At 61.9% G+C, this 21,129-nt stretch carries 17 protein-coding genes; 5 read left to right on the top strand and 12 right to left on the bottom strand.

Annotated features, from left to right (window positions below):
* Positions 1–747: 747 nt before the first annotated feature.
* The gene (locus AC3A5O_RS14305) at positions 748–2,487 is read left to right on the top strand and encodes a dipeptidase (RefSeq protein ID WP_487753336.1); all 1,740 of its coding nucleotides are present in this window, start codon (positions 748–750) and stop codon (positions 2,485–2,487) included.
* Positions 2,488–2,581: 94 nt separating this feature from the next.
* On the opposite strand, the gene AC3A5O_RS14300 is transcribed toward AC3A5O_RS14305, so the two are convergent.
* The gene (locus AC3A5O_RS14300; protein ID WP_122566513.1) at positions 2,582–2,809 is read right to left on the bottom strand and encodes a DUF3079 domain-containing protein; all 228 of its coding nucleotides are present in this window, start codon (positions 2,807–2,809) and stop codon (positions 2,582–2,584) included.
* Between the two features lie 204 nt (positions 2,810–3,013).
* On the opposite strand from AC3A5O_RS14300, the gene AC3A5O_RS14295 reads away from it, so the two are divergent.
* From AC3A5O_RS14295 to AC3A5O_RS14280, 4 genes are read left to right on the top strand one after another with little or no spacing between them, the layout of a single operon-like run.
* Positions 3,014–3,544, top strand: a complete 531-nt coding sequence (locus AC3A5O_RS14295; protein ID WP_305470849.1) for an iron transporter — start codon at positions 3,014–3,016, stop codon at positions 3,542–3,544.
* Between the two features lie 2 nt (positions 3,545–3,546).
* Positions 3,547–3,891, top strand: coding sequence for a cupredoxin domain-containing protein (locus tag AC3A5O_RS14290; RefSeq protein WP_122566511.1), 345 nt, complete (start codon positions 3,547–3,549; stop codon positions 3,889–3,891).
* A gap of 22 nt (positions 3,892–3,913) precedes the next feature.
* Positions 3,914–4,768 carry an FTR1 family iron permease gene (locus AC3A5O_RS14285; RefSeq protein WP_487753335.1) on the top strand — a complete coding sequence of 285 codons (855 nt, stop codon included), beginning with the start codon at positions 3,914–3,916 and terminating at the stop codon, positions 4,766–4,768.
* On the top strand, positions 4,756–6,123 hold the full coding sequence (locus AC3A5O_RS14280) for a 4Fe-4S binding protein (protein WP_487753334.1): 1,368 nt from the start codon (positions 4,756–4,758) through the stop codon (positions 6,121–6,123). Before AC3A5O_RS14285 ends, AC3A5O_RS14280 begins: the two co-directional genes overlap by 13 nt.
* Positions 6,124–6,381: 258 nt before the next feature.
* Here AC3A5O_RS14280 and AC3A5O_RS14275 read toward each other — a convergent pair whose 3' ends face one another.
* The 11 genes from AC3A5O_RS14275 to AC3A5O_RS14225 form a co-directional block, all read right to left on the bottom strand.
* The gene (locus AC3A5O_RS14275; protein WP_122566507.1) at positions 6,382–7,077 is read right to left on the bottom strand and encodes an anaerobic ribonucleoside-triphosphate reductase activating protein; all 696 of its coding nucleotides are present in this window, start codon (positions 7,075–7,077) and stop codon (positions 6,382–6,384) included.
* Positions 7,074–7,235: an anaerobic ribonucleoside-triphosphate reductase gene (nrdD, locus tag AC3A5O_RS14270; protein WP_014339185.1), complete on the bottom strand. Its 162-nt coding sequence runs from the start codon at positions 7,233–7,235 to the stop codon at positions 7,074–7,076. Before nrdD ends, AC3A5O_RS14275 begins: the two co-directional genes overlap by 4 nt.
* A gap of 31 nt (positions 7,236–7,266) precedes the next feature.
* A complete protein-coding gene (locus AC3A5O_RS14265; RefSeq protein ID WP_122566506.1) occupies positions 7,267–9,282 on the bottom strand; it encodes a ribonucleoside triphosphate reductase in 2,016 nt (671 codons plus the stop codon).
* Between the two features lie 341 nt (positions 9,283–9,623).
* On the bottom strand, positions 9,624–10,616 hold the full coding sequence (moaA, locus tag AC3A5O_RS14260; RefSeq protein WP_487753333.1) for a GTP 3',8-cyclase MoaA: 993 nt from the start codon (positions 10,614–10,616) through the stop codon (positions 9,624–9,626).
* Positions 10,617–10,641: 25 nt separating this feature from the next.
* The gene (locus tag AC3A5O_RS14255; RefSeq protein WP_487753332.1) at positions 10,642–11,598 is read right to left on the bottom strand and encodes a peptidylprolyl isomerase; all 957 of its coding nucleotides are present in this window, start codon (positions 11,596–11,598) and stop codon (positions 10,642–10,644) included.
* Between the two features lie 10 nt (positions 11,599–11,608).
* Entirely contained in the window at positions 11,609–12,289 is a 681-nt protein-coding gene (narI, locus tag AC3A5O_RS14250; protein WP_305470839.1) for a respiratory nitrate reductase subunit gamma, read from the bottom strand.
* On the bottom strand, positions 12,282–13,037 hold the full coding sequence (gene narJ / locus AC3A5O_RS14245; RefSeq protein WP_305470838.1) for a nitrate reductase molybdenum cofactor assembly chaperone: 756 nt from the start codon (positions 13,035–13,037) through the stop codon (positions 12,282–12,284). The genes narI and narJ overlap by 8 nt, the downstream gene beginning before the upstream one ends.
* Before the next feature lie 2 nt (positions 13,038–13,039).
* On the bottom strand, positions 13,040–14,578 hold the full coding sequence (narH, locus tag AC3A5O_RS14240; protein WP_122566500.1) for a nitrate reductase subunit beta: 1,539 nt from the start codon (positions 14,576–14,578) through the stop codon (positions 13,040–13,042).
* A 1-nt stretch (position 14,579) separates the two neighbouring features.
* Positions 14,580–18,353 carry a nitrate reductase subunit alpha gene (locus AC3A5O_RS14235; RefSeq protein ID WP_487753331.1) on the bottom strand — a complete coding sequence of 1,258 codons (3,774 nt, stop codon included), beginning with the start codon at positions 18,351–18,353 and terminating at the stop codon, positions 14,580–14,582.
* Between the two features lie 65 nt (positions 18,354–18,418).
* The gene (locus AC3A5O_RS14230; RefSeq protein WP_305470833.1) at positions 18,419–19,816 is read right to left on the bottom strand and encodes a NarK family nitrate/nitrite MFS transporter; all 1,398 of its coding nucleotides are present in this window, start codon (positions 19,814–19,816) and stop codon (positions 18,419–18,421) included.
* Positions 19,794–21,095: an MFS transporter gene (locus AC3A5O_RS14225; RefSeq protein ID WP_439653639.1), complete on the bottom strand. Its 1,302-nt coding sequence runs from the start codon at positions 21,093–21,095 to the stop codon at positions 19,794–19,796. The genes AC3A5O_RS14230 and AC3A5O_RS14225 overlap by 23 nt, the downstream gene beginning before the upstream one ends.
* Positions 21,096–21,129 lie beyond the last annotated feature (34 nt).

Raw genomic sequence — 21,129 nt, 5'->3', positions numbered from 1 at the left:
GACCCACCGCTATCGCGAGCAAGCCCGCTCCCACATTGGATCTGTGGTGGACTGAGGATTTGTGAACACCCCAAAAAACCTGTGGGAGCCGAGCTTGCTCGCGATGGCGTCAGCAGCATCAGCATCAATGCAAGCTGACCCACCGCTTTCGCGAGCAAGCTCGCTCCCACATTGGATCTGTGGTGGACTGAGGATTTGTGAACACCCCAAAAAACCTATGGGAGCCGAGCTTGCTCGCGATGGCGGCGGCACATCCAGCATCAATGCAAGCTGACCCACCGCTATCGCGAGCAAGCCCGCTCCCACATTGGATCTGTGGTGGACTGAGGATTTGTGAACACCCCAAAAAACCTGTGGGAGCCGAGCTTGCTCGCGATGGCGTCAGCAGCATCAGCATCAGCATCAATGCAAGCTGACCCACCGCTATCGCGAGCAAGCCCGCTCCCACATTGGTTCCGTGGTGGACTGAGGATTTGTGAACACCCCCAAAATCTGTGGGAGCCGAGCTTGCTCGCGATGGCGTCAGCAGCATCAGCATCAATGCAAGCTGACCCACCGCTTTCCCGAGCAAGCTCCCACACTGAGTGTCGGGTGGTTGGAATGGATTTTTCATTTCTGCGCCGTTTTCGCTTTCCCGGGCGACAAATCCTGTTCAAAGGGCTCCCCCGCCGCGTGTTCATGGTGCTAGGTTGTAAGTGATTGTTTCATCAAACGATACTTCTCTCCTGCAAAGGAATGCCTGCCACCATGAACTGCCCGTTCAAGCGTCTTGTCGTTGCCACCCTCATACTGTCCAGCCTGTCGTCATTCGCGATGTCGGCCAACGCCAACATCACCGCCCAACAAAGCACGGCCATCGTCAAAACCTTCGCCGATACATCAGTCACCGATTTCAGGCAATTCCTCGCCGAAGTAGCCAAAAGCGACCTCGCCAAAACCGCCAACCTCGGCCCGACCATCAGCGCCTTCCAGGCCAACAAAACCCTGTCGACCGAACAGCAGAACGAAATCCATCGCCTGCTGGGCCTCTACGCCCGAGTGAAATACGGCAAAGCTGCCACCGAGACGCTGAAGGAACTGGTCGCCATCCCGACCTTTCGCAAGGACGGTGTCGCCCAACACGAGAACCCCGAGTTCCTCAAGATCGCCGACAAGATCAAAAGCCTGGCCGAGGCGTTCAACCTGAACTTCCGCAACATCGACAACCGCGTCTATGAGATTTCACTCGAAGGCAGCGGTGACGAAGTCGTCGGTATCCACGCCCATGCCGACGTGGTGCCGGTCACGCCGGAAAACTGGGTGTTGAAAGACGGCACCCGTCTCGATCCGTTCAAGGTCACCCTGGTGGGCGACCGCATGTATGGCCGGGGCACCGAGGACGACAAGAACGGCATCGTCGTGGCGCTCTACGCCATGAAGATCATCAAGGAAGAGAAGCTGCCGCTGGCGCGCAACTTCAAGCTGCTGGTCGACACCACCGAGGAAACCACCGGCGACGCCATTCCCTATTATTTCGAACGCAACCCGACGCCCAACTACAACTTGGCACTGGATGGCGGCTATCCCGTGGTGATTGCCGAGAAAGGCTACGGCACCGTCATGGCCAATTTCCCTCGCCGCGCGGCACAGGGCAAGGGCGCGCAAATCACCGCATTGACCGGCGGCCTGGCGACCAATCAGATTCCGTCGACGTCCGTGGCCACCTTCGCCAGCGACAAGCCCGCCGAGATGGCCGCCGACCTGCTCAAGGCCGCTACCGACTATGCCAAGCGCAACGGCGGCAATTTCGAAGTGGGCTCCCAGGTCGTCGGCAAAGACGTGCAACTGACCTTCACCGGCGTTTCCGCCCACTCCTCCGAGCCCGAGTCAGGCGTCAACCCGGTGGCACGGATGCTGGACTTCATCAATGGCCTGGACGGCAAGGTTGCGCTCAAACACAACCACATCACCGACGCCGCCCGTTACGCCGCCAACAATTGGGGCTTGGATTACCTGGGCAAAAAATTAGGCATCGGCTTTTCCGATGCGTTCATGGGGCCGCTGACCGCCTCGCTGACCTACGTCGGGATGGATGACAAGACGTTCAAGCTGGCGGTCAACCTGCGGGTACCGGTCGGCAAGACCACAGAAGCCCTCAAGACTGAGATTGCCGACAAGCTGGCCGTCTGGAGCAAGCAATCCCAGGTCGCGGTGGCCTTCGACTACTCCATCGACGCGCCGATGTACCGCAACCCTGAGGGTGAATGGGTCAAGGCACTGCTAGCCGTCGCCACTGAAAATCTCGGCATGGAACACAAATACGGCACCTCCGCCGGCGCCACATCGGTCCATGACCTGCCCAACGGCGTGCAATTCGGCCTGGCGATGCCCGACGTCAAATACACCGGCCACAACGACAACGAGTTCAAGACCGTGGAGCAATTCCTTTTGGACTTGCAGATCGTGACCGAGATGATGGGACGGATCGGGCAGTTGCCGAAGCTCTGATCGGCCTGCACGGGACAGCTATCAAGACCTGTTGGTTTTCATTGTGGCGAGGGAGCTTGCTCCCTCGCCACAGGTTTACCCTTATTCCTTCACCTTATTCCTTCAGGTGAGTGGCGCTGGGGTCAATGACCTTGGCGGTAATGTCGACCAACTCCAGCCCCCAATCCCCATGCAGGTACCAATCGTCCCCGATCATCTCGGCCGGGTGCATCGTTCGATCGGCACCGTTGCCGCAGGCCAGCGCACTGGTCGGACAGTAACGATCACATCCCCAGCAGATGCGCTCGGGATGCTTGGGACTGATGGGAAAAGGCTTTGCCATGACGACCCCGTATGACCGATGGGTGTACCCATACCCTACCCCGCTGGGCCGCTGCCGCCCTTGATCCTGATCAAGAACAGCCGCGCAGGAACGATCCCACGTTCGTTGATCAAAAATTCGCGCTGAAAATTGACAAGAATCATTATTATTCGCAGCGAAGCTTCCTAGACTCGGCGCCATCAATTAGCCAACCAGGAAGTCATCATGCGCACCCTTGCTCCGTTGTCCCTCGCCTTGCTGTTGCTCCCACCGCTGGCCCAGGCCAAGGAATACCCCATCGGCGAACCGCAACTGTGCCCGGGGCTGGAAGTCGGCGCGGTGTACTTGCAACCGATCGAAATGGCCCCCGCTGGGATGATGCGCGCCACGGCGGATTCGGATGTGCACCTGGAAGCGGATATCCGCGCCACGGCGGACAACCAGCAAGGCTTTCAGGAAGGCAGTTTCGTGCCCTATCTCAACGTGTCGTTCCAGCTGAAGAAACAAGGCAACGACACCACGCTCAAAGGCGACTTCCACGCCATGGTTGCCAATGACGGGCCGCACTACGGCGACAACGTCAAGCTGCTCGGCCCGGGCAAATACCAATTGACCTTCACCGTCCTGCCACCGGGTGGCCACGCGTCCCTGGGTCGTCATACCGACAAGGAAACCGGCGTGGCCCCATGGTTCGAGCGCTGCGAACTGCATTATGAATTCGTCTACGCCGGGATCGGTAAAAAAGGCGGGTACTGAACATGAGCCGCCGATCCTGGCCGTCATGCCTGGCCTGGCTGACGCGGGCCGCTCTGCTGCTACCGTCAATCGCCCTGGCCGAACTGCCCACCTATGAATTGAGCATGCGCGACGGGTATTTCACGCCGTCGCAGCTGGAAGTACCCGCCGGGCAACGGTTCAAGATCGTGCTGAAGAATGTCGGCCAGGGTCCGGCGGAGTTCGAAAGCACGCCATTGCGCGTAGAGAAAGTGCTCTCGCCCGGCGTCACGACTTTCGTGGTCATCCATCCGCTGCGCCCCGGGCACTATCCGTTTTTCGATGAATTCAACCCGCAACTGCCCGAGGGCGGGATTCTCGCCCGGTGATCGGCCAGTAGGAGGCGTTTGCATGACTCAATCGATGTTTATTGTCTGGCGCGAAAGCGTCGAAGCGTTGTTGGTGATCGGGATTCTCCAGGCCTGGGCCAGCCAGCAGCAACAGGCCAGCCAACTGCGGCGCTCTGTATGGGCCGGCGCGGCGTTGGGCCTGTTGTTGTCCGGCGTGCTGGCCGGCCTGATCCTACTCGCCGGCGAGGCCATGAGCGGTGCGGCCAATGAGTGGTTCCAGGCGTCGTTGGCACTGTTTGCCAGCCTGTTGATCGTGCAAATGGTCGGCTGGATGCACCGGAACGCGAGGACACTCAAGCATGACCTGACACGCCACGCCGAACAGCGCCTGAGCCGTCAGGGCGGCCTGGGGCTGTTGGTCTTGGCGTTGCTCGCCGTCAGCCGCGAAGGCAGTGAAACCGTGGTTTTCCTGTATGGCGCCGGGACACGCCTGCACGGGCCGCAACTGGGCTTGTTCGCCGTGGGCGCGCTGGCCGGGCTGGTGCTGTCGCTGCTGACCGTCTCCTTGCTGCACAGCAGTCGTCGGTTAATCTCGTGGCCGCGGTTCTTTGCTATCAGCGAAGCGATCCTGCTGCTGTTGGGCGCGGCGTTGCTGGTCAGTGCCATCGAGCGAGTCGGCGGGCAATTGCTGGCGATGGATTGGCCCGAGGCGGTGTATCGCGGCATTGGCGACGCGCTGTGGGACAGCAGCGCATTACTCGACGACGGCCATGGTTTCGGCGGGTTCCTGGCGGATTTCACCGGGTATCGGGCCAGCCCGAGTGCGATGACATTGCTGGTGTGGCTGGGCTATTGGGGGGTGGTCGCGGGTTGGTTGCGGCCACGCAAAGCGGAAACCCTGCCATGCCCGACCTGAACCCCTGGCTGCAACGCCTGGGCGACGGCATGCGCCGCCACGGCGCAACCATTCGTGCAGTGCAATGGGCGGTGGTGCTGTTCTACGCGGTGCTGTTGGTGGTGCCGGCAATGTTGCCATTACCGGACAGCCAGGCGCGGCTGTTGGATAGCCTGACGCTGCTGGCACAGTTCCTGTTCTGGGGAATCTGGTGGCCGTTCGTGTTGCTGTCGATCGTGTTGTTCGGCCGCCTCTGGTGTGGCGTGCTGTGCCCGGAAGGCGCCTTGAGCGAATGGGCCAGCCATTACGGCAAGGGCTTCGGGGTGCCACGCGGGTTGCGTTGGGCCGGCTGGCCGACCCTGGCGTTCTGTCTGACCACGGTCTACGGCCAGTTGATCAGCGTGTACGACTATGCCCAGGCGGCACTGCTGATCCTGGGCGGTTCCACCGTCGCCGCGGTGATCGTCGGCCTGTCGTTCGCCCGGGGCAAGCGGGTGTGGTGCCGTTACCTGTGCCCGGTCAGTGGTGTGTTTGCCCTGCTCGCCCGCTTGGCACCGGTGCACTTCCAGGTGGACGAACAACGCTGGCTGGAAAACCCTGCACCCCGGCGTCCTCCCCCCAATTGCGCGCCGCTGCTGGACATCCGTCGCCTGCGCGGCGCCGCCGATTGCCACGCCTGTGGTCGCTGCAGCGGCCAGCGCGACGCGGTACGGCTGATTGCCCGCTCCAGCAGCGCGGAAATCCTCCAAGCGACGGCCAAGACGCTGTCGTCCTGGGACGTTCGCTTGCTGCTGTTCGGCGTCATCGGCCTGGCCATGGGAGCCTTTCAGTGGACCGTCAGCCCCTGGTTCATCGACCTCAAGCAGGGCCTGGCCCAATGGCTGGTGAGTCACGATTGGCTTTGGGCGCTACAGGACAACGCGCCCTGGTGGCTGTTGACCCACTACCCGCAACTCAATGACAGTTTCAGTTGGCTCGATGGTTTTTGCATCGTCGCGTATCTGGGCATGAGTGCTCTGCTGATGGGCACTTCGTTGATGCTATTGATGCGCCTGGCGGCATGGCTCTCGGACGATGCCACAGCCTATCGGCCCCTGGCCCTCACCCTGACGCCTCTTGGCGCTGCCGGGTTGTTCCTCGGCCTGTCGGCCACCACCGTCAAGCTGCTGCGCTATGAAGGGCTGCTGCTGGAATGGGTTTCACCGGTAAGGGCCGCGCTGCTGACAGCGGCAATTGCCTGGAGCCTGTGGCTGGGCTGGAAACGCCTGCGGTCCACCGTGGCATCGCCGATCCGACGCTTGCCCGCCATGGCATGCCTGGTCCTGGCTAGCAGCCTGGTGGGGTATGGCTGGTGGTTGCAATTCTGGGGTTGGTGATCGAGGGATTGCGAGGGTCTACAAAGTCATGTCCACCACAGGGCCCCTGTGGGAGCGAACCTGCTCGCGATAGCGGTGGATCAGCCTGCATCCATGTTGAATGTACCGCCGTCATCGCGAGCAAGCTCGCTCCCACATTGGTTCCGGGGTGACTGCGAATTATGTATCCGCCACAACGCCCCCTGTGGGAGCGAGCTTGCTCGCGATGGCGGCGTGTCAGTCAGCACTTCTGCAAACTGACACACCGCTACCGGCCACTCAACTGCGCAACACAAACGAGGGGAACAGCTCGCGCAGGGCGGCCCATAACTCCGGCTGCAAGGCCTGCGCCGAGACGCTGGAAAGGTGGGGGTCGAGCATCCGGGCGGTGCGCACCAATTGCACGGCAAATCGGGTGACGCCGCGCTCGCTCAGGCGCCGGGCCAGGGTCAGCAGCCGTTCGGGGTCGAACAGGTGCCAGTGCACCGTCGTGCGACATTCATAATCCACGCCGCTGTCCAGCAGATGATCGAGGCTGCGCCAGTTTGCAGCGCCGCTGCCTTCGACCCGGGTTACATCGAGGGCATCTTCGGGCAAGGCCTTAATGTCGAACCCCACCCAGTCGGCAAGCCCGACCACTTTGGCGAAGGCCGCCGGCTTGATGCCGGCGCTGTGCAGGCCGATGCGAAAGCCCATCTGCCGCACCTCCTCCATGGCTGGCGCCAAGCCGTCCTGCAAGGTCGGCTCGCCGCCGCTGAACACCACGGCGTCGAGCAGATCCTGACGGCGTTGCAGAAACGCCAATACCCGGCACCAATCCACCTCCTCGCTGCCGCGTGGCGGAATCAGTTGCGGGTTATGGCAATAACGACAACGCCAGGCACACCCCTGGCAAAACAGCACACAGGCCAGTTGGCCCGGATAATCGAGGGTGGTCAGGGGCACCATGCCCCCGACCCGTAGCACTCGACTCATGGACGCCCGGCCGCGCGTTCGGTGAAGTGCACCCGCTCGCGGTGCTCGGACTGTTTGCCCGGGTTGAAGGCCGTCACCGGGCGGTGATAACCCATCACTCGGGTCCAGACTTCGCAACGTTGACGCTGTGCTTGTGGAAGGCTTTGCGATGCATTCATGGGTGAAGCTCCTTGCGGTCGATGAATCGGATCAGTGAACGCTGCCTGCCAACTGCTGTTGCAGCAGCAAGGCCTCGTCGCATTTGGGGCAAAACTCGTGTTCGCCGGCCAGATAGCCGTGCACCGGGCAGATGGAAAAGGTCGGCGTGATGGTCAGGTACGGCAGGCGGAAACGTCCCAGGGCCTTGCGCACCAGTTGCTTGCAGGCCTGTGTCGAGGAAATCTGCTCGGCCATGTACAGGTGCAACACGGTGCCGCCGGTGTATTTGCATTGCAGTTCGTCCTGCAGCTCCAGGGCTTCGAAAGGATCGTCGGTGAAGCCCACCGGCAGTTGCGACGAGTTGGTGTAGTACGGCGCAACCGGGCTGCCGGCCTGCAAGATATCCGGGTAGCGCTTGAGGTCTTCCTTGGCGAAGCGGTACGTGGTGCCTTCGGCGGGCGTGGCTTCGAGGTTGTAGAGGTGGCCGGTTTCTTCCTGGAAACGCAGCAGCGTGGCCCGCACGTGATCCAGCAGCTTCAGGGCAAATGCCCGGCCCTGCTCGGTGTGCAGGCCTTGCTGGTCGTCGGTGAAGTTGCGCAGCATTTCATGCAGGCCATTCACGCCGATGGTGGAGAAGTGATTGCGCAACGTGCCGAGGTAGCGCTTGGTGTAAGGGTACAAACCGGCATCCATGTGATGCTGGATGACCTTGCGCTTGACCTCCAGGCTTTCCTTCGCCAGTTCCATCAGGGTATCGATGCGTTGCAGTAACCCGCTGGTGTTGCCTTTGTACAGGTAGCCCAGGCGCGCGCAGTTGATCGTCACCACGCCCAGGGAACCGGTCTGTTCCGCCGAGCCGAACAAACCGCCACCGCGCTTGAGCAGCTCGCGCACGTCCAGCTGCAGGCGGCAGCACATCGACCGCACCTGGTTGGGTTGCATGTCCGAGTTGAGGAAGTTCTGGAAATACGGCAAGCCATAGCGGGCGGTCATTTCGAACAGCCGGTCGGCGTTCTCGCTGTCCCACGGGAAGTCATGGGTGATGTTGTAGGTCGGGATCGGGAAGGTGAAGACCCGGCCTTTCGCATCGCCGGCCTGCATCACCTCGATGTAGGCGCGGTTGATCAGCTCCATTTCCGCTTGCAGGTCACCGTAGGCGAACGGCATCTCCTCGCCACCGATCACCGGGATTTGTTCGCGCAGATCCTCTGGGCACACCCAGTCGAACGTGAGGTTGGTGAACGGGGTTTGCGTGCCCCAGCGCGACGGCACGTTGAGGTTGTAGATGAACTCCTGCAACGACTGGCGGACCTCGTCGTAGCTGAGCTGGTCCTTGCGCACATAGGGCGCCAGGTAGGTGTCGAACGAGCTGAACGCCTGGGCGCCGGCCCATTCGTTTTGCAGGGTGCCGAGGAAATTCACCATCTGCCCCAGGGCGCTGCTCAGGTGCTTGGGCGGCCCGGCCTCGACCCGCCCGGGCACGCCGTTGAGGCCTTCGTGCAACAGGGTGCGCAAGGACCAGCCGGCACAGTAGCCGGCGAGCATGTCCAGGTCGTGGATATGCAGGTCCGCCTCGCGGTGCGCCTCGCCAATGGCCTGGCTGTAGACTTCGTCGAGCCAATAATTGGCGGTGACCTTGCCCGACACGTTGAGGATCAGCCCGCCGAGGGAATACCCCTGGTTGGCGTTGGCCTGTACACGCCAGTCTTCGCGGTCGAGGTATTCGTTCATCGAGGTGGCGACTTCCACCAGCGTACGGCGATCCCGACGCAGGCGTCCGTGTTGCTCGCGATAGACGATGTAGGCGCGCATGGAGAGAAAGAAACCGGCGTCCATCAGCACCCGCTCGACGCGGTCCTGGATCTGCTCGACGTTCAAGCGCGTCTGCCCTTCCAACCGCGCCAATACCGCCTCAAGCAACCCCTCGGCCTCGGCTTCGGCATATTCGCCAGTGGCCTTGCCGGCGGCGATCAGCGCCTGGCGGATCTTGTCCGCATCAAAGGCGACCACACTGCCATCGCGCTTGTGCAAGCGGTTACACCCTACTGAGATCAACGTGCTCTGCATTTTGGCTCCAGACACTACATATAGGCTTTTAATAATCTTAAGACACAATATGCAGTGGAGAGTACGGGCAAAAGGCAGGGTTGCAATTGATCGGCATCAAGAATCGGCAGCGACTATTCGTCAGGCTGAAAGGTCATTTGGCAGCCCCCTGCCCCCCCTGTGGGAGTAGGCCTGTGGGAGCAAAGCTTGCTCGCGATGAACGATGACACGGTCTTGCAGTTGAACCGTGTAGCCTGCATCGCGGGCAAGCCTTGCTCCCACAGGCCCGCTCCCACAGAGGTTACGGCGTGACTGTGAGATTTGTATCCACAACAAATCCCCTTGTGGGACCTGAGCAGTGCTCACCCACCGCTCATGTTCATGAACCGCACAATCTGCACCTCCCCGCCGGGGTTAAAGTCGTGGCGCAAGGGTTTGCCGCGCAGCGCCTGCCGCACCGCCTGGATCACCGGTTGATCGTCCAGCGGGTAACGCCGTAGCAAGCCACGCAGGTCGAGGGAGTCTTCTTGTCCCAGGCACAGCAGCAAGCGCCCTTCGACGGTCATGCGCACGCGGTTGCAACTGGCGCAGAAGTTGTGGGTGTTAGGGGAAATGAAACCGATCCGGGTATCCGGATGCTGCTCCAGACGCACATAACGCGCAGGCCCGCCGCTGTTTTCAGTGCTGTCGAGCAGCCGGTGATGGTGAGCGATCTCGGCCCGCACCTCATCGCTGGAACAGAACGACTCGCCCCGGGAACGACCCACATCCCCCAACGGCATTTCCTCAATGAAGCTGATATCGATGTGTCGGTCGATGGCGTACTGCACCAGCGCCGGGACTTCATCGAAGTTGCGGCCCTTCATGACCACGCAGTTGAGCTTGATCCGCTCGAACCCGGCGACCTTCGCCGCTTCAATCCCTGCCAACACTTGATCGAGGTTGCCGTTACGGGTGATCGCCCGAAAACGTTCGCCGTCCAGGCTGTCGAGGCTGATGTTCATGCGCTTGACCCCGGCCTCGACCAGCGGCTGGGCCAATCGCCCCAGCTGCGAGCCGTTGCTGGTCATCACCAGTTCCCGCAGGCCGGGCAATGCCGCTATCTCGCGACACAGCCCGACGATGCCCGGACGGATCAGCGGCTCGCCACCGGTCAGGCGGATTTTCTTCACCCCCAGGCCGACGAACAGCCGCGCCAGGCGCTGCAACTCCTCCAGGGTCAACACCTGCTGGCGCGGCAGGAACGTCATGTTTTTCGCCATGCAATACACACAACGAAAATCACAACGATCGGTCACCGACATCCGCAAATAATCGATCTGGCGCCCAAACCCGTCCTGCAACACCGCGTTCATGAAGATCTCCCGATTGAGCCCGTGCTCACTGCACCAGCGGCGAGTCGGCGCCCTGAAGGTGAATGCCGCGAATATCCGCCGCACCGATCAAGGTTTGCAGGTACTGCACCAGCGCCTTTTGCCAAACGCCCTGCTGCAACTGGGTGCGAATTGCTGTCGCTACGGCCTCATAAGGCAACGACTGGCCATCGATGCGCTGGTCGATGCTGATCACGTGCCAGCCGTAGCGGCTTTCCAGCGGTTTGCTGGCCAGACCCGCTGGCAGGGTGAACAGTTGGCGCTCCAGTTCGGGCACGGTCTGGCCCTTGCTGATCTGCCCCAGCGAACCGCCCTGCTCCTTCGACGGACAGGCCGAATACTTCAGCGCCAGTTCGGCGAAGCTGCCCGGGAACTGATCCAACCGCTCCAGCAGCAGCTCGGCCTGCACATGGGCCAGGCTGCGCGCCTCGACATCGTCCGGCGCGCATTCGAGCAGGATGTGCCGCACCGCCAACAACGGCGCACTGTGAAAGCGCGCCCGGTTGCTTTCGTAGTAACGCAGGCAGGTGGCATCGTCGCACTGCGGCACCTGCACCTCACGTTCAAGCAACAGCCGCGTGGCCGCTTCCTCTTCGTTTTCTCCGGCACCGACCTGCAATGCCAGGCCCAGCTCGGCGATACGCTGCTGGAGCAATTCGCGAATCACCAGGGCCCGAGCGGCCTGGTAGACCGCATCCTCGCGACTGTCAGCCGGGTGATATTGCAGCTCCTGGGCCATCGCCTGCGGGGTGATCGACACCCCGTTGACGCTGATGATCGGCCACTCCTGCTCACTGCTGGCAATCAACTCTGGCGCTTCATCTTCCACCACCGGCCCGGCCTGGGCCGGCTCGAACTGCACGGTCCCAACGGGCTCCACATCGACCACCGGCGGCACTTTTGCCGAAGAACCACAGCCGCCGCTGCCGCCACCACCACCGCCACATCCGCATCCACTCGCCATGATCTTCTCCTCAAAACTTCTGCCGAACGATTTGATAACGACGTCCCAGGTACCAGACCGGCGCACTGACGATGTGAACCAGACGGGTGAACGGGAACAACACGAACAAGGTCAGGCCCAGCACCACGTGGAGCTTGTAGACCAGGCCCACCGGCGCTATCGCGGTAGCAGCTTCCACCGGACGCAACAGCACGGTGTTCTGGGCCCAGTCGGCGAGCATCACCATCACCGAGCCATCCATATGGGCGGTGGAGGCGACGATGGTCATCAGCCCCAACACCAGTTGCACCAGCAACACCACCAGCACGAGGATGTCCGAGGCATTGGAGGTGGCGCGCACCCGTGGGTCGGTCAGACGACGGTTGAGCAGCATCATCAGGCCGATCAGGCCGAGCACGCCAAAGAAGCCCCCGGAAACCATCGCCAGCAGCTGCTTGTTCTCGGTGCTCAGCACATGGTGGTAGATCGCCGACGGTGTCAGCAGGCCAACGAAGTGACCTGCCAGCACAAACAGCACGCCAACGTGGAACAGGTTGCTGGCCACGCGCATGCCGCGCTTGTTCAGCATCTGGCTCGAACCGGCCTTCCAGGTGTACTGGGACAGGTCGAACCGTGCCCAGCTGCCGAGCAGGCAAATCGCCAAAGCGACATAGGGGTAGACCCCGAACAACAACAGATCCCATTTAGACATTGCCCACCTCCCCGGCTGGCGCTGCGGCCCGCCCTTCATGCTGAAAATCCACCCAGTGCAACGGCACCGCACTTTCGTCCCGCGCCTTGCCAGGCGCGCTGGGCAGTGAACTGCAACGGTCCTGCTGTTCGGCCTTCATGAAATCCACCGCCTCTTCTTCCCAGATCTTGTCCAGGGCTTCGAGGGAGTCGTCCCGTGGCTCGGCCTTCACTTGCTCACGCAACTCGGCCACCGCCACCTGGGGTTCGGCCCCGGCGATTTGCAACAAGGCCCGGAAGCAACTGGCGTAGACACTTTCGCGTTCGTCCAGGCGCGCCGCGAGCAAGGCCAGCAGGTGCGCCACATCCGCCAGGCCCTCGCGGGCCTCGAGGTCTTCGCGGGTGGAGAGAAACTCCAGGTACAGCGGGATGTAGTCAGGCAACTCTTTGACGCCGATGGCGAAACCGGCCTCTTCGTATTGCGCCATCATGTCCACCATGGCCTGGCCCCGGTCGCGGGACTCGCCGTGGACATGTTCGAACAGCAGCAGCGACAGGGAGCGGCCACGACCGAACAGCGCGCCGTAGTGCTCCTGGCCGTCCATCAGGTCAGTGCCGCAGATCACCTCGAGCAATTCAAACAGGCCGGCGCGCTGCTGGGGACTGATTTCCCGCGCTTGTGCAATGGCCTGTTCCAGCTCGTCGCGACCGGCCACCAGGGTCTCGGTCGGATAATCGAGCAGCAACGAAATCACCTTGAGAATGCGCATGTTCATTCCTCCCACAACTGCACGGTTTTGATCACGTCGCGGCGGTTGGCTTTCTTGCCGCCGAACATGTTGGTGTCGGAGCTGCCGCTGCAGCCGCTGCCGAAGCTGAAACCACAACCGGAGCGTTCGGCGAACGCATCGCTCATGGCGTCTTCACGGTGAGCGCTCGGTACGACGAAGCGGTCTTCGTAGTTGGCGATGGCCAGGTAGCGGTACATCTCTTCCACCTGGTTCACGCTCAGGCCGACGTCGGCCAGCACTTGCAAGTCCTGCACGCCGTCCACTTGTTCGGAACGCTTGTAGGCGCGCATCGCCAGCAGGCGCTTGAGCGCAAGCTTGACCGGTTTCTCATCGCCGGCGGTGAGCATGTTCGCCAGGTAACGCAGCGGAATGCGCAGGCTGTCGACGTCCGGGATCACCCCGTTCATGCCCACGGTGCCGGCCGCGGCGGCGTTCTGGATTGGCGACAGTGGCGGCACATACCAGACCATCGGCAAGGTGCGGTATTCCGGGTGCAGCGGCAGTGCGAGTTTCCAGTCCACGGCCATTTTGTAGACCGGCGAGCGTTGCGCCGAATCGATCACCGACTGCGGCACGCCATCGGCCAGGGCCTGGCGAATCACCGCCGGGTCGTTCGGGTCGAGGAAGATCTCCAGTTGTTTCTCGTACAGGTCCTGCTCGTTGGCGGTGCTGGCCACTTCGCTGATGCGGTCGGCGTCATACAACAGCACACCGAGGTAACGAATCCGTCCGACGCAGGTTTCAGCGCAAACGGTCGGCATGCCGGCTTCGATGCGCGGGTAACAGAAAATGCATTTTTCCGACTTGCCGCTCTTCCAGTTGAAATAGATCTTCTTGTACGGGCAGCCACTGATGCACATGCGCCAGCCGCGGCACTTCTCCTGATCGATCAGGACGATGCCGTCCTCTTCGCGCTTGTAGATCGCGCCGCTCGGGCAGGACGCCGCGCACGCTGGGTTCAGGCAGTGCTCGCACAGGCGCGGCAGGTACATCATGAAGGTGTTTTCGTACTCGCCGTAGATGTCCGCCTGGATCTTGTCGAAGTTCTTGTCCTTGCGCCGTTTGGCGAATTCGGTGCCGAGGATTTCCTCCCAGTTCGGGCCCCATTCGATTTTCTGCATGCGCTTGCCCGACACCAGCGAACGTGGCCGTGCGGTGGGCTGATGTTCGCCCAGCGGCGCGGTGTGCAGGTGCTGGTAGTCGAAGTCGAACGGTTCGTAGTAATCGTCCAGGCTCGGCAGGTCCGGGTTGGCGAAGATGTTCGCCAGCACGCGGAACTTGCCGCCAATGCGCGGGTTGATCGAACCGTCGGCGTTGCGGATCCAGCCGCCCTTCCACTTGTCCTGGTTTTCCCATTCCTTGGGATAGCCGATGCCCGGCTTGGATTCGACGTTGTTGAACCAGGCGTATTCCATGCCTTCACGGCTGGTCCAGACGTTTTTGCAGGTAATCGAGCAAGTGTGGCAGCCGATGCATTTGTCCAGGTTCAGGACCATGCCGATTTGTGAGCGAATCTTCATCTCAGTTCTCCTCGATATCAGTCGGCAGTGGACGCGGCAGATCATCGCCACTGGAACCATCGAGCCAATCGACTTTGGACATCTTGCGCACCACGACAAACTCGTCGCGGTTGCAACCGACCGTGCCGTAATAGTTGAAGCCATAGGCCTGTTGGGCGTAGCCACCGATCATGTGGGTGGGCTTGAGCACCACGCGGGTCACCGAGTTGTGGTGGCCGCCCCGGGTCTTGGTGGTTTCCGAACCGGGCACGTTCACAATGCGTTCCTGGGCGTGGTACATCATCACCATGCCTTCCTTGACCCGCTGGCTGACCACCGCCCGGGCGGTCAATGCGCCGTTGACGTTGAAGCACTCGATCCAGTCGTTGTCCTCGATACCGGCGCGCTTGGCGTCGATTTCCGAGAGCCAGACAATCGGTCCGCCACGGCTCAAGGTCAGCATCAGCAGGTTGTCGCTGTAGGTGCTGTGGATGCCCCACTTCTGGTGCGGGGTGATCCAGTTCAGGACGATCTCGGTCTCGCCGTTGCTGCGCTTGCCTTTCACGCCGGCGATGGTGCGGGTGTTGACCGGTGGCCGGTAGCTCATCAACTGCTCGCCGAACGCCTGCATCCATGGGTGATCCTGGTAGAACTGCTGGCGACCGGTGATGGTGCGCCATGGGATCGACTCATGGACGTTGGTGTAGCCGGCGTTGTAGCTCACGTGATCGTCTTCCAAGCCAGACCAGGTCGGGCTGGAAATGATCTTGCGCGGCTGGGCCTGGATGTCACGGAAGCGAATCGCCTCGTGCTCCTTCGAGACGGCCAGGTGGCTGTGGTCGATACCGGTGAATTCCGACAGCGCCGCCCAGGCTTTCACCGCGACATGGCCGTTGGTTTCCGGGGCCAGGGACAGGATCACTTCGGCAGCGTCGATGGCGCTGTCGATTTTTGGTCGTCCTTGGCTGATGCCCGCTTCGACTTCCTTGTGGTTCAGCTCACCGAGGAATTTCACTTCGGTGTCGGTGTTCCAGTTGATGCCCTTGCCGCCGTTGCCGAGTTTTTCCAGCATCGGGCCCAGGGAGGTGAACTGCTTGTAGATGTTCGGGTAGTCACGCTCCACCACCTGCAGGTTCGGCGCGTTCTTGCCCGGTACCGGCGCCACGCCGGCGCTTTTCCAATCGGTGCCGCCAAAGGGTTGGGCCAGTTCGCCAACGCTGTCGTGCATCAACGGTACGGTGACCAGGTCTTTCTCTACGCCCAGGTGGCCGACCGACATGGCGGAAAACGCCTTGGCGATACCCTTGTAGATTTCCCAGTCCGAACGCGATTCCCAGGCCGGATCGATAGCGGCCGACAGTGGGTGAATGAACGGGTGCATGTCCGAGGTGTTCATGTCGTCTTTTTCGTACCAGGTGGCGGTCGGCAAGACGATGTCGGAATACACGCAGGTCGAGGACATGCGGAAGTCCAGGGTGGTCACCAGGTCGAGCTTGCCAATGGCGCCCTCGTCGACCCATTCGGCTTCGGTGGGCTTGCACTCGCTGCTATGGCCGATGTCTTCGTTCATCACGCCGTTCTTGGTGCCCAACAGGTACTTGAGCATGTACTCGTGGCCCTTGCCCGAGGAACCCAGCAGGTTGGAACGCCAGATGAACATGTTGCGCGGAAAGTTCACCGGGCTGTCCGGTTGCTCGCAGGCAAAGCGCAGGGAACCGTCCTGCAGCGACTTGACCACGTAGTCCTTGGGGTCCAGGCCCGCGGCGGCGGCATCGCGACAGATGTGCAGCGGGTTGGTGTTGAGCTGCGGCGCGCTGGGCAACCAGCCGGCCCGTTCGGCGCGGATGTTGTAGTCCAGGGCGTGCTCGGGGAACTGCGACTTGTCGGCCAGGGGCGAGAGCACATCGTGCATGCTCATCTTCTCGTGGCGCCATTGCGAGCTGTGGCCGTAGAAGAAGCTGGTACCGTTCATCTGCCGTGGCGGACGGTTCCAGTCCAGGCCGAAGGCCAGGGGCAGCCAGCCGCATTGCGGACGGAGTTTTTCCTGGCCGACATAGTGGGCCCAGCCGCCACCGGTCTGGCCGACGCAACCGCAGAGCATGAGCATGTTGATCAGCCCGCGGTAGTTCATGTCCATGTGGTACCAGTGGTTCATTGCCGCACCGACGATGATCATCGAGCGTCCACGGGTCTTGTCGGCGTTGTCGGCAAACTCACGGGCGATCTGGATCGCCTTCTCGCGGCTCACGCCAGTGATCTGCTCCTGCCAGGCCGGGGTACCGGGCACCGAGGCGTCGTCATAGTCCTTGGCAACGTTGGCGCCGCCCAGGCCACGGTCAATGGCCAGGTTGGCCGCCGACAGGTCGAACACGGTGGCGACTTTCGCCACGCTGCCATCGGCCAGCACCACGCTGTGCACCGGCACCCGGCGGAACTGCACCGCATCACCGGCCACGTGCTGGAAGTACTCCTGGGCTTCACCGGCAAAATACGGGAACGCCACCTCGGCGACGTCGCCGCCGATGAGGCTCAGTTTGAGGTCGATCTCACGCCCCTCACCGCCTTCACGGGGCAGGATGTTCCACTTGCCCTTCTCGCCCCAGCGATAGCCGATGGAGCCTTGGGGTGAAACCAATTCACCGCTGGCATCCAGGGCAATGGTTTTCCACTCCGGGTTGTTTTCCTGCCCGAGGTTGTCGGTCAGGTCGCTGGCCCGCAGGAAACGGTCCGGCTGGAAACCCGCGCCCGGCGCCGCGCCGAGCATCGGCTTGAGCATCACCAGCACCGGCAAGTCGGTGTAGCGCTTGGCGTATTCGGTGAAATAGGTGCTGGGCTTGTCCAGGTGGAATTCTTTGAAGATCACATGGTTGAAGGCCTGGGCCAGCGCGGCGTCAGTGCCCTGCTTGGGGTTGAGCCACAGGTCGGTGAGCTTGGCGACTTCCGAATAGTCCGGGGTGATCGCCACGGTCTTGGTGCCCTTGTAGCGCACCTCCGTGAAGAAGTGGGCGTCAGGGGTACGGGTCTGCGGGACGTTGGAGCCCCAGGCAATGATGTAGTTGGAGTTGTACCAGTCGGCCGATTCCGGCACGTCGGTCTGCTCGCCCCAGACCATCGGCGAAGCCGGCGGCAAGTCGCAATACCAGTCGTAGAAGCTCAGGCACACGCCACCGATCAGCGACAGGTAACGCGAACCGGCGGCATAGCTGACCATCGACATGGCCGGGATCGGCGAGAAGCCGACCACCCGGTCCGGGCCGTGTTCCTTGACGGTGTAGACATTGGCGGCGGCGATGATCTCGTTGACTTCTTCCCAGTTGGAACGGATGAAACCACCCATGCCGCGCTTGCTCTTGTACGAGTCAGCCTTGGCCTTGTTCTCGACGATGCTGGCCCAGGCCTCAACAGGCGGCAGGGTCTGCCGGGCTTCGCGCCACAGTTTGAGCAAGGGCTTGCGGATCTTCGGGTACTTGAGCCGGTTGGCGCTGTAGATGTACCAGCTGTAGCTCGCACCGCGGGGGCAGCCGCGGGGCTCGTGGTTCGGCAGATCGTTGCGGGTGCGCGGATAGTCGGTCTGCTGGGTTTCCCAAGTGATCAGGCCGTTCTTGACGTAGATTTTCCACGAGCACGAACCGGTGCAGTTCACCCCATGGGTGGAGCGCACGATCTTGTCGTACTGCCAGCGCGAACGGTAGACGTTCTCCCAGTCGCGGGACTCCTTGCGGGTCTCGCCGTGGCCGTCTGAAAACTCGCCTTGCTTGCGGTTGAAGAACCGCAGTTGATCCAATAAATGACTCACAGTGTCTTCCTCTCAGGCTTGCTCCGCGGGGTCTTCGCCCCGCCCACGCAATAGTTGAATTCGTCTTAGCAGGGTGTCGCCGCGCCTTTGCGGGCGTACCACCACCAGGTCACCACGATGCAGCTCAGGTAAAAGCCGACGAACATGTAGAAGGCCATCTCCGGGCCGCCGGTCAGGGCCATCGAAGTGCCAAATGATTTGGGAATGAAGAACGCCCCGAAGGCGCCCATGGCCGAGCTGAAACCCAGCACCGCGGCCGATTCCTTGCCGGCGTTCTTGAGCGCTTGCTCGCGCACCTCGGGCTTTTTGCCCAGGGCGGCTTTTTCATGCAGGGTGCGGAAGATCACCGGGATCATGCGGAAGGTCGAACCGTTGCCCACGCCAGTGGTGATGAACAGCAACATGAACATGCCCAGGAAACCGTAGAAGCTGCCGCCCTCGCCGCCCTTAGGCAGAAAGTGCAGGACACCGAACACCATCACAATCATCAGCACGAAGTTCCACAAGGTGACTTTCGCGCCGCCGAGCTTGTCCGCCAGCCAGCCGCCCAGCGGCCGTACCAGCGCGCCCACCAGCGGGCCGAGGAAAGCGAATTTCAGGGCGATGACTTCTGGGAACGAGGTTTTGATCAGCAGTGGGAACGCGGCGGAGAAACCGATGAACGAGCCGAAGGTCGCCAGGTACAACCAGCACATCAGCCAGTTGTGCTTGCGCTTGAAGATCACCGCCTGTTCGCTGAACGACGCCCGGGCACTGGACAGGTCGTTCATGCCGAACCAGGCAATCAGGGTCACGGCGAGGATGAACGGCACCCAGATGAACCCGGCGTTCTGCAACCACAGCGAGCTGCCATCGGCCAGCACTTGGGGTTGGCCGCCCATGAAACCGAACACACCGAAGGAAATCACCAAAGGCACGCTGAACTGCATCACCGACACGCCCAGGTTGCCCAAGCCGGCGTTCAGGCCCAGGGCAGTGCCCTGCTGGGATTTGGGGTAGAAGAAGCTGATGTTGGACATGCTCGAGGCGAAGTTGCCACCACCAAAGCCGCAGAGCAGCGCGATCAGCACGAACACGCTGTAGGGCGTGCTTGGATCCTGCACCGCGAAGCCCATCCACAGCGCTGGCGCCAGCAATGACGCGGTGCTCAGGGCGGTCCAACGGCGGCCACCGAAGATCGGCACCATGAACGAATAGAAGATGCGCAAGGTCGCGCCGGACAACCCCGGCAACGCCGCCAGCCAGAACAGTTGGTCAGTGGTGAAACTGAAGCCGATGGCGTTCAGGCGCACGATCACCGTGCTCCAGACCATCCACACCGCGAAGGCCAAGAGCAGCGCCGGGATCGAGATCCACAGGTTGCGTCGGGCGGTCAGTTTGCCGCTCTTGCCCCAGAACGCGGGGTCTTCCGGGCGCCAGTCATGAATGACCGGGCCCTTTTCAGGCGTTTGCAGAACGGACATGTTCTTCTCCTTGGGCAATGCTGGAAAACGGGGATTGGCTGGCCGGCGGCTGTTTACCCAGCAGCGGGCGCTTGCGCATTTCGCTGAAGTACATCCAGGTCAGGGAGACCCAGACCACGCCGTACATCAACATGAAGCAGGACGAGCGCACGCCGGTGAGGTCCACCAGGGCGCCGAACATGATGGGCAGCACGAACCCGCCCAGGCCGCCGGCCAGACCGACGATGCCGGACACCGCGCCCATGTTTTTCGGGTAGTCGTTGGCGATGTACTTGAAGACCGAGGCCTTGCCGAACGCGAAGGCGATACCCATCACGAACAGCAGCACGGTGAACAGCGTGGCGTTGAGGCCGATGTGGAAATCGACGATGCCGTTGACGGTCTGCACTTGCAGCTGGGTCTGGGGATAGGACAGCAGGAACAGGCAGATCCAGCTGACCCACAACACCCACCAGGTCACGCTCTGGGCGCCCCAACGGTCGGACATCCAGCCACCGACGGCCCGCAGCACGCCACCGGGCAAGGAGAAACACGCCGCCAGCAGCGCCGCGCTTTGCAGGCTGAAGCCGTATTCCTGCACGTAGTACTTGGTCATCCACAAGGCCAGGGCCACGTAGCCGCCGAACACGATCGAGTAGTACTGGCAGTAACGCCACACGGCCGGCTCTTTCAAGGTTTTCAATTGCTCGCGCAACGTGGCACCGCCGGTGCCGCTGTGTTCCTTTTTCTCGGTGGTGAGAAACCAGAACAGCAGCGCGGTGATGAACAGGATGGCGCTGAACACCTTCGGCACCAGGTGCCAGGAGCCGAATGCGATCAGGGCCGGAGCGAGGAACTTGGTCACCGCCGCCCCCGCGTTGCCAGCGCCGAAGACGCCCATGGCAAAACCCTGGTTCTGCTTATCGAACCATTTGGCGACGTAGGCAATGCCCACCGAGAACGAACCACCGGCCAGGCCGACGAACAGCCCCAGCACCAGGAATTGCCAGAAGGCCGTGGCGAGGGTGATCAGGTACAGCGGCAATACGCAGGCGAGCATCAGCAGGAAGAACACGATTCGTCCGCCAAAGCGGTCGGTCAGAAGGCCCAGGGGCAGACGCACCAGCGAGCCGGTCAATACCGGCGTGGCGGCCAGCAGGCCGAACTGGGTTTCGTTGAGGGCCAGCAGTTCCTTGATCGGAACGCCCAGCACGGCAAACATCATCCAGACCATGAAGCACACGGTGAAGGCCAGGGTACTCATCCCGAGTACCAGCCCTTGTTGCACTTGTGCTCGCATCACGAGGCACTCCGTCAGTTCGATGAGCGCAGCC

It is taken from the genome of Pseudomonas sp. Soil_N_39 (assembly GCF_057655955.1).
Note: the sequence above shows the minus strand (reverse complement) of the source record. Positions and strands in the feature narration are given on the sequence as shown.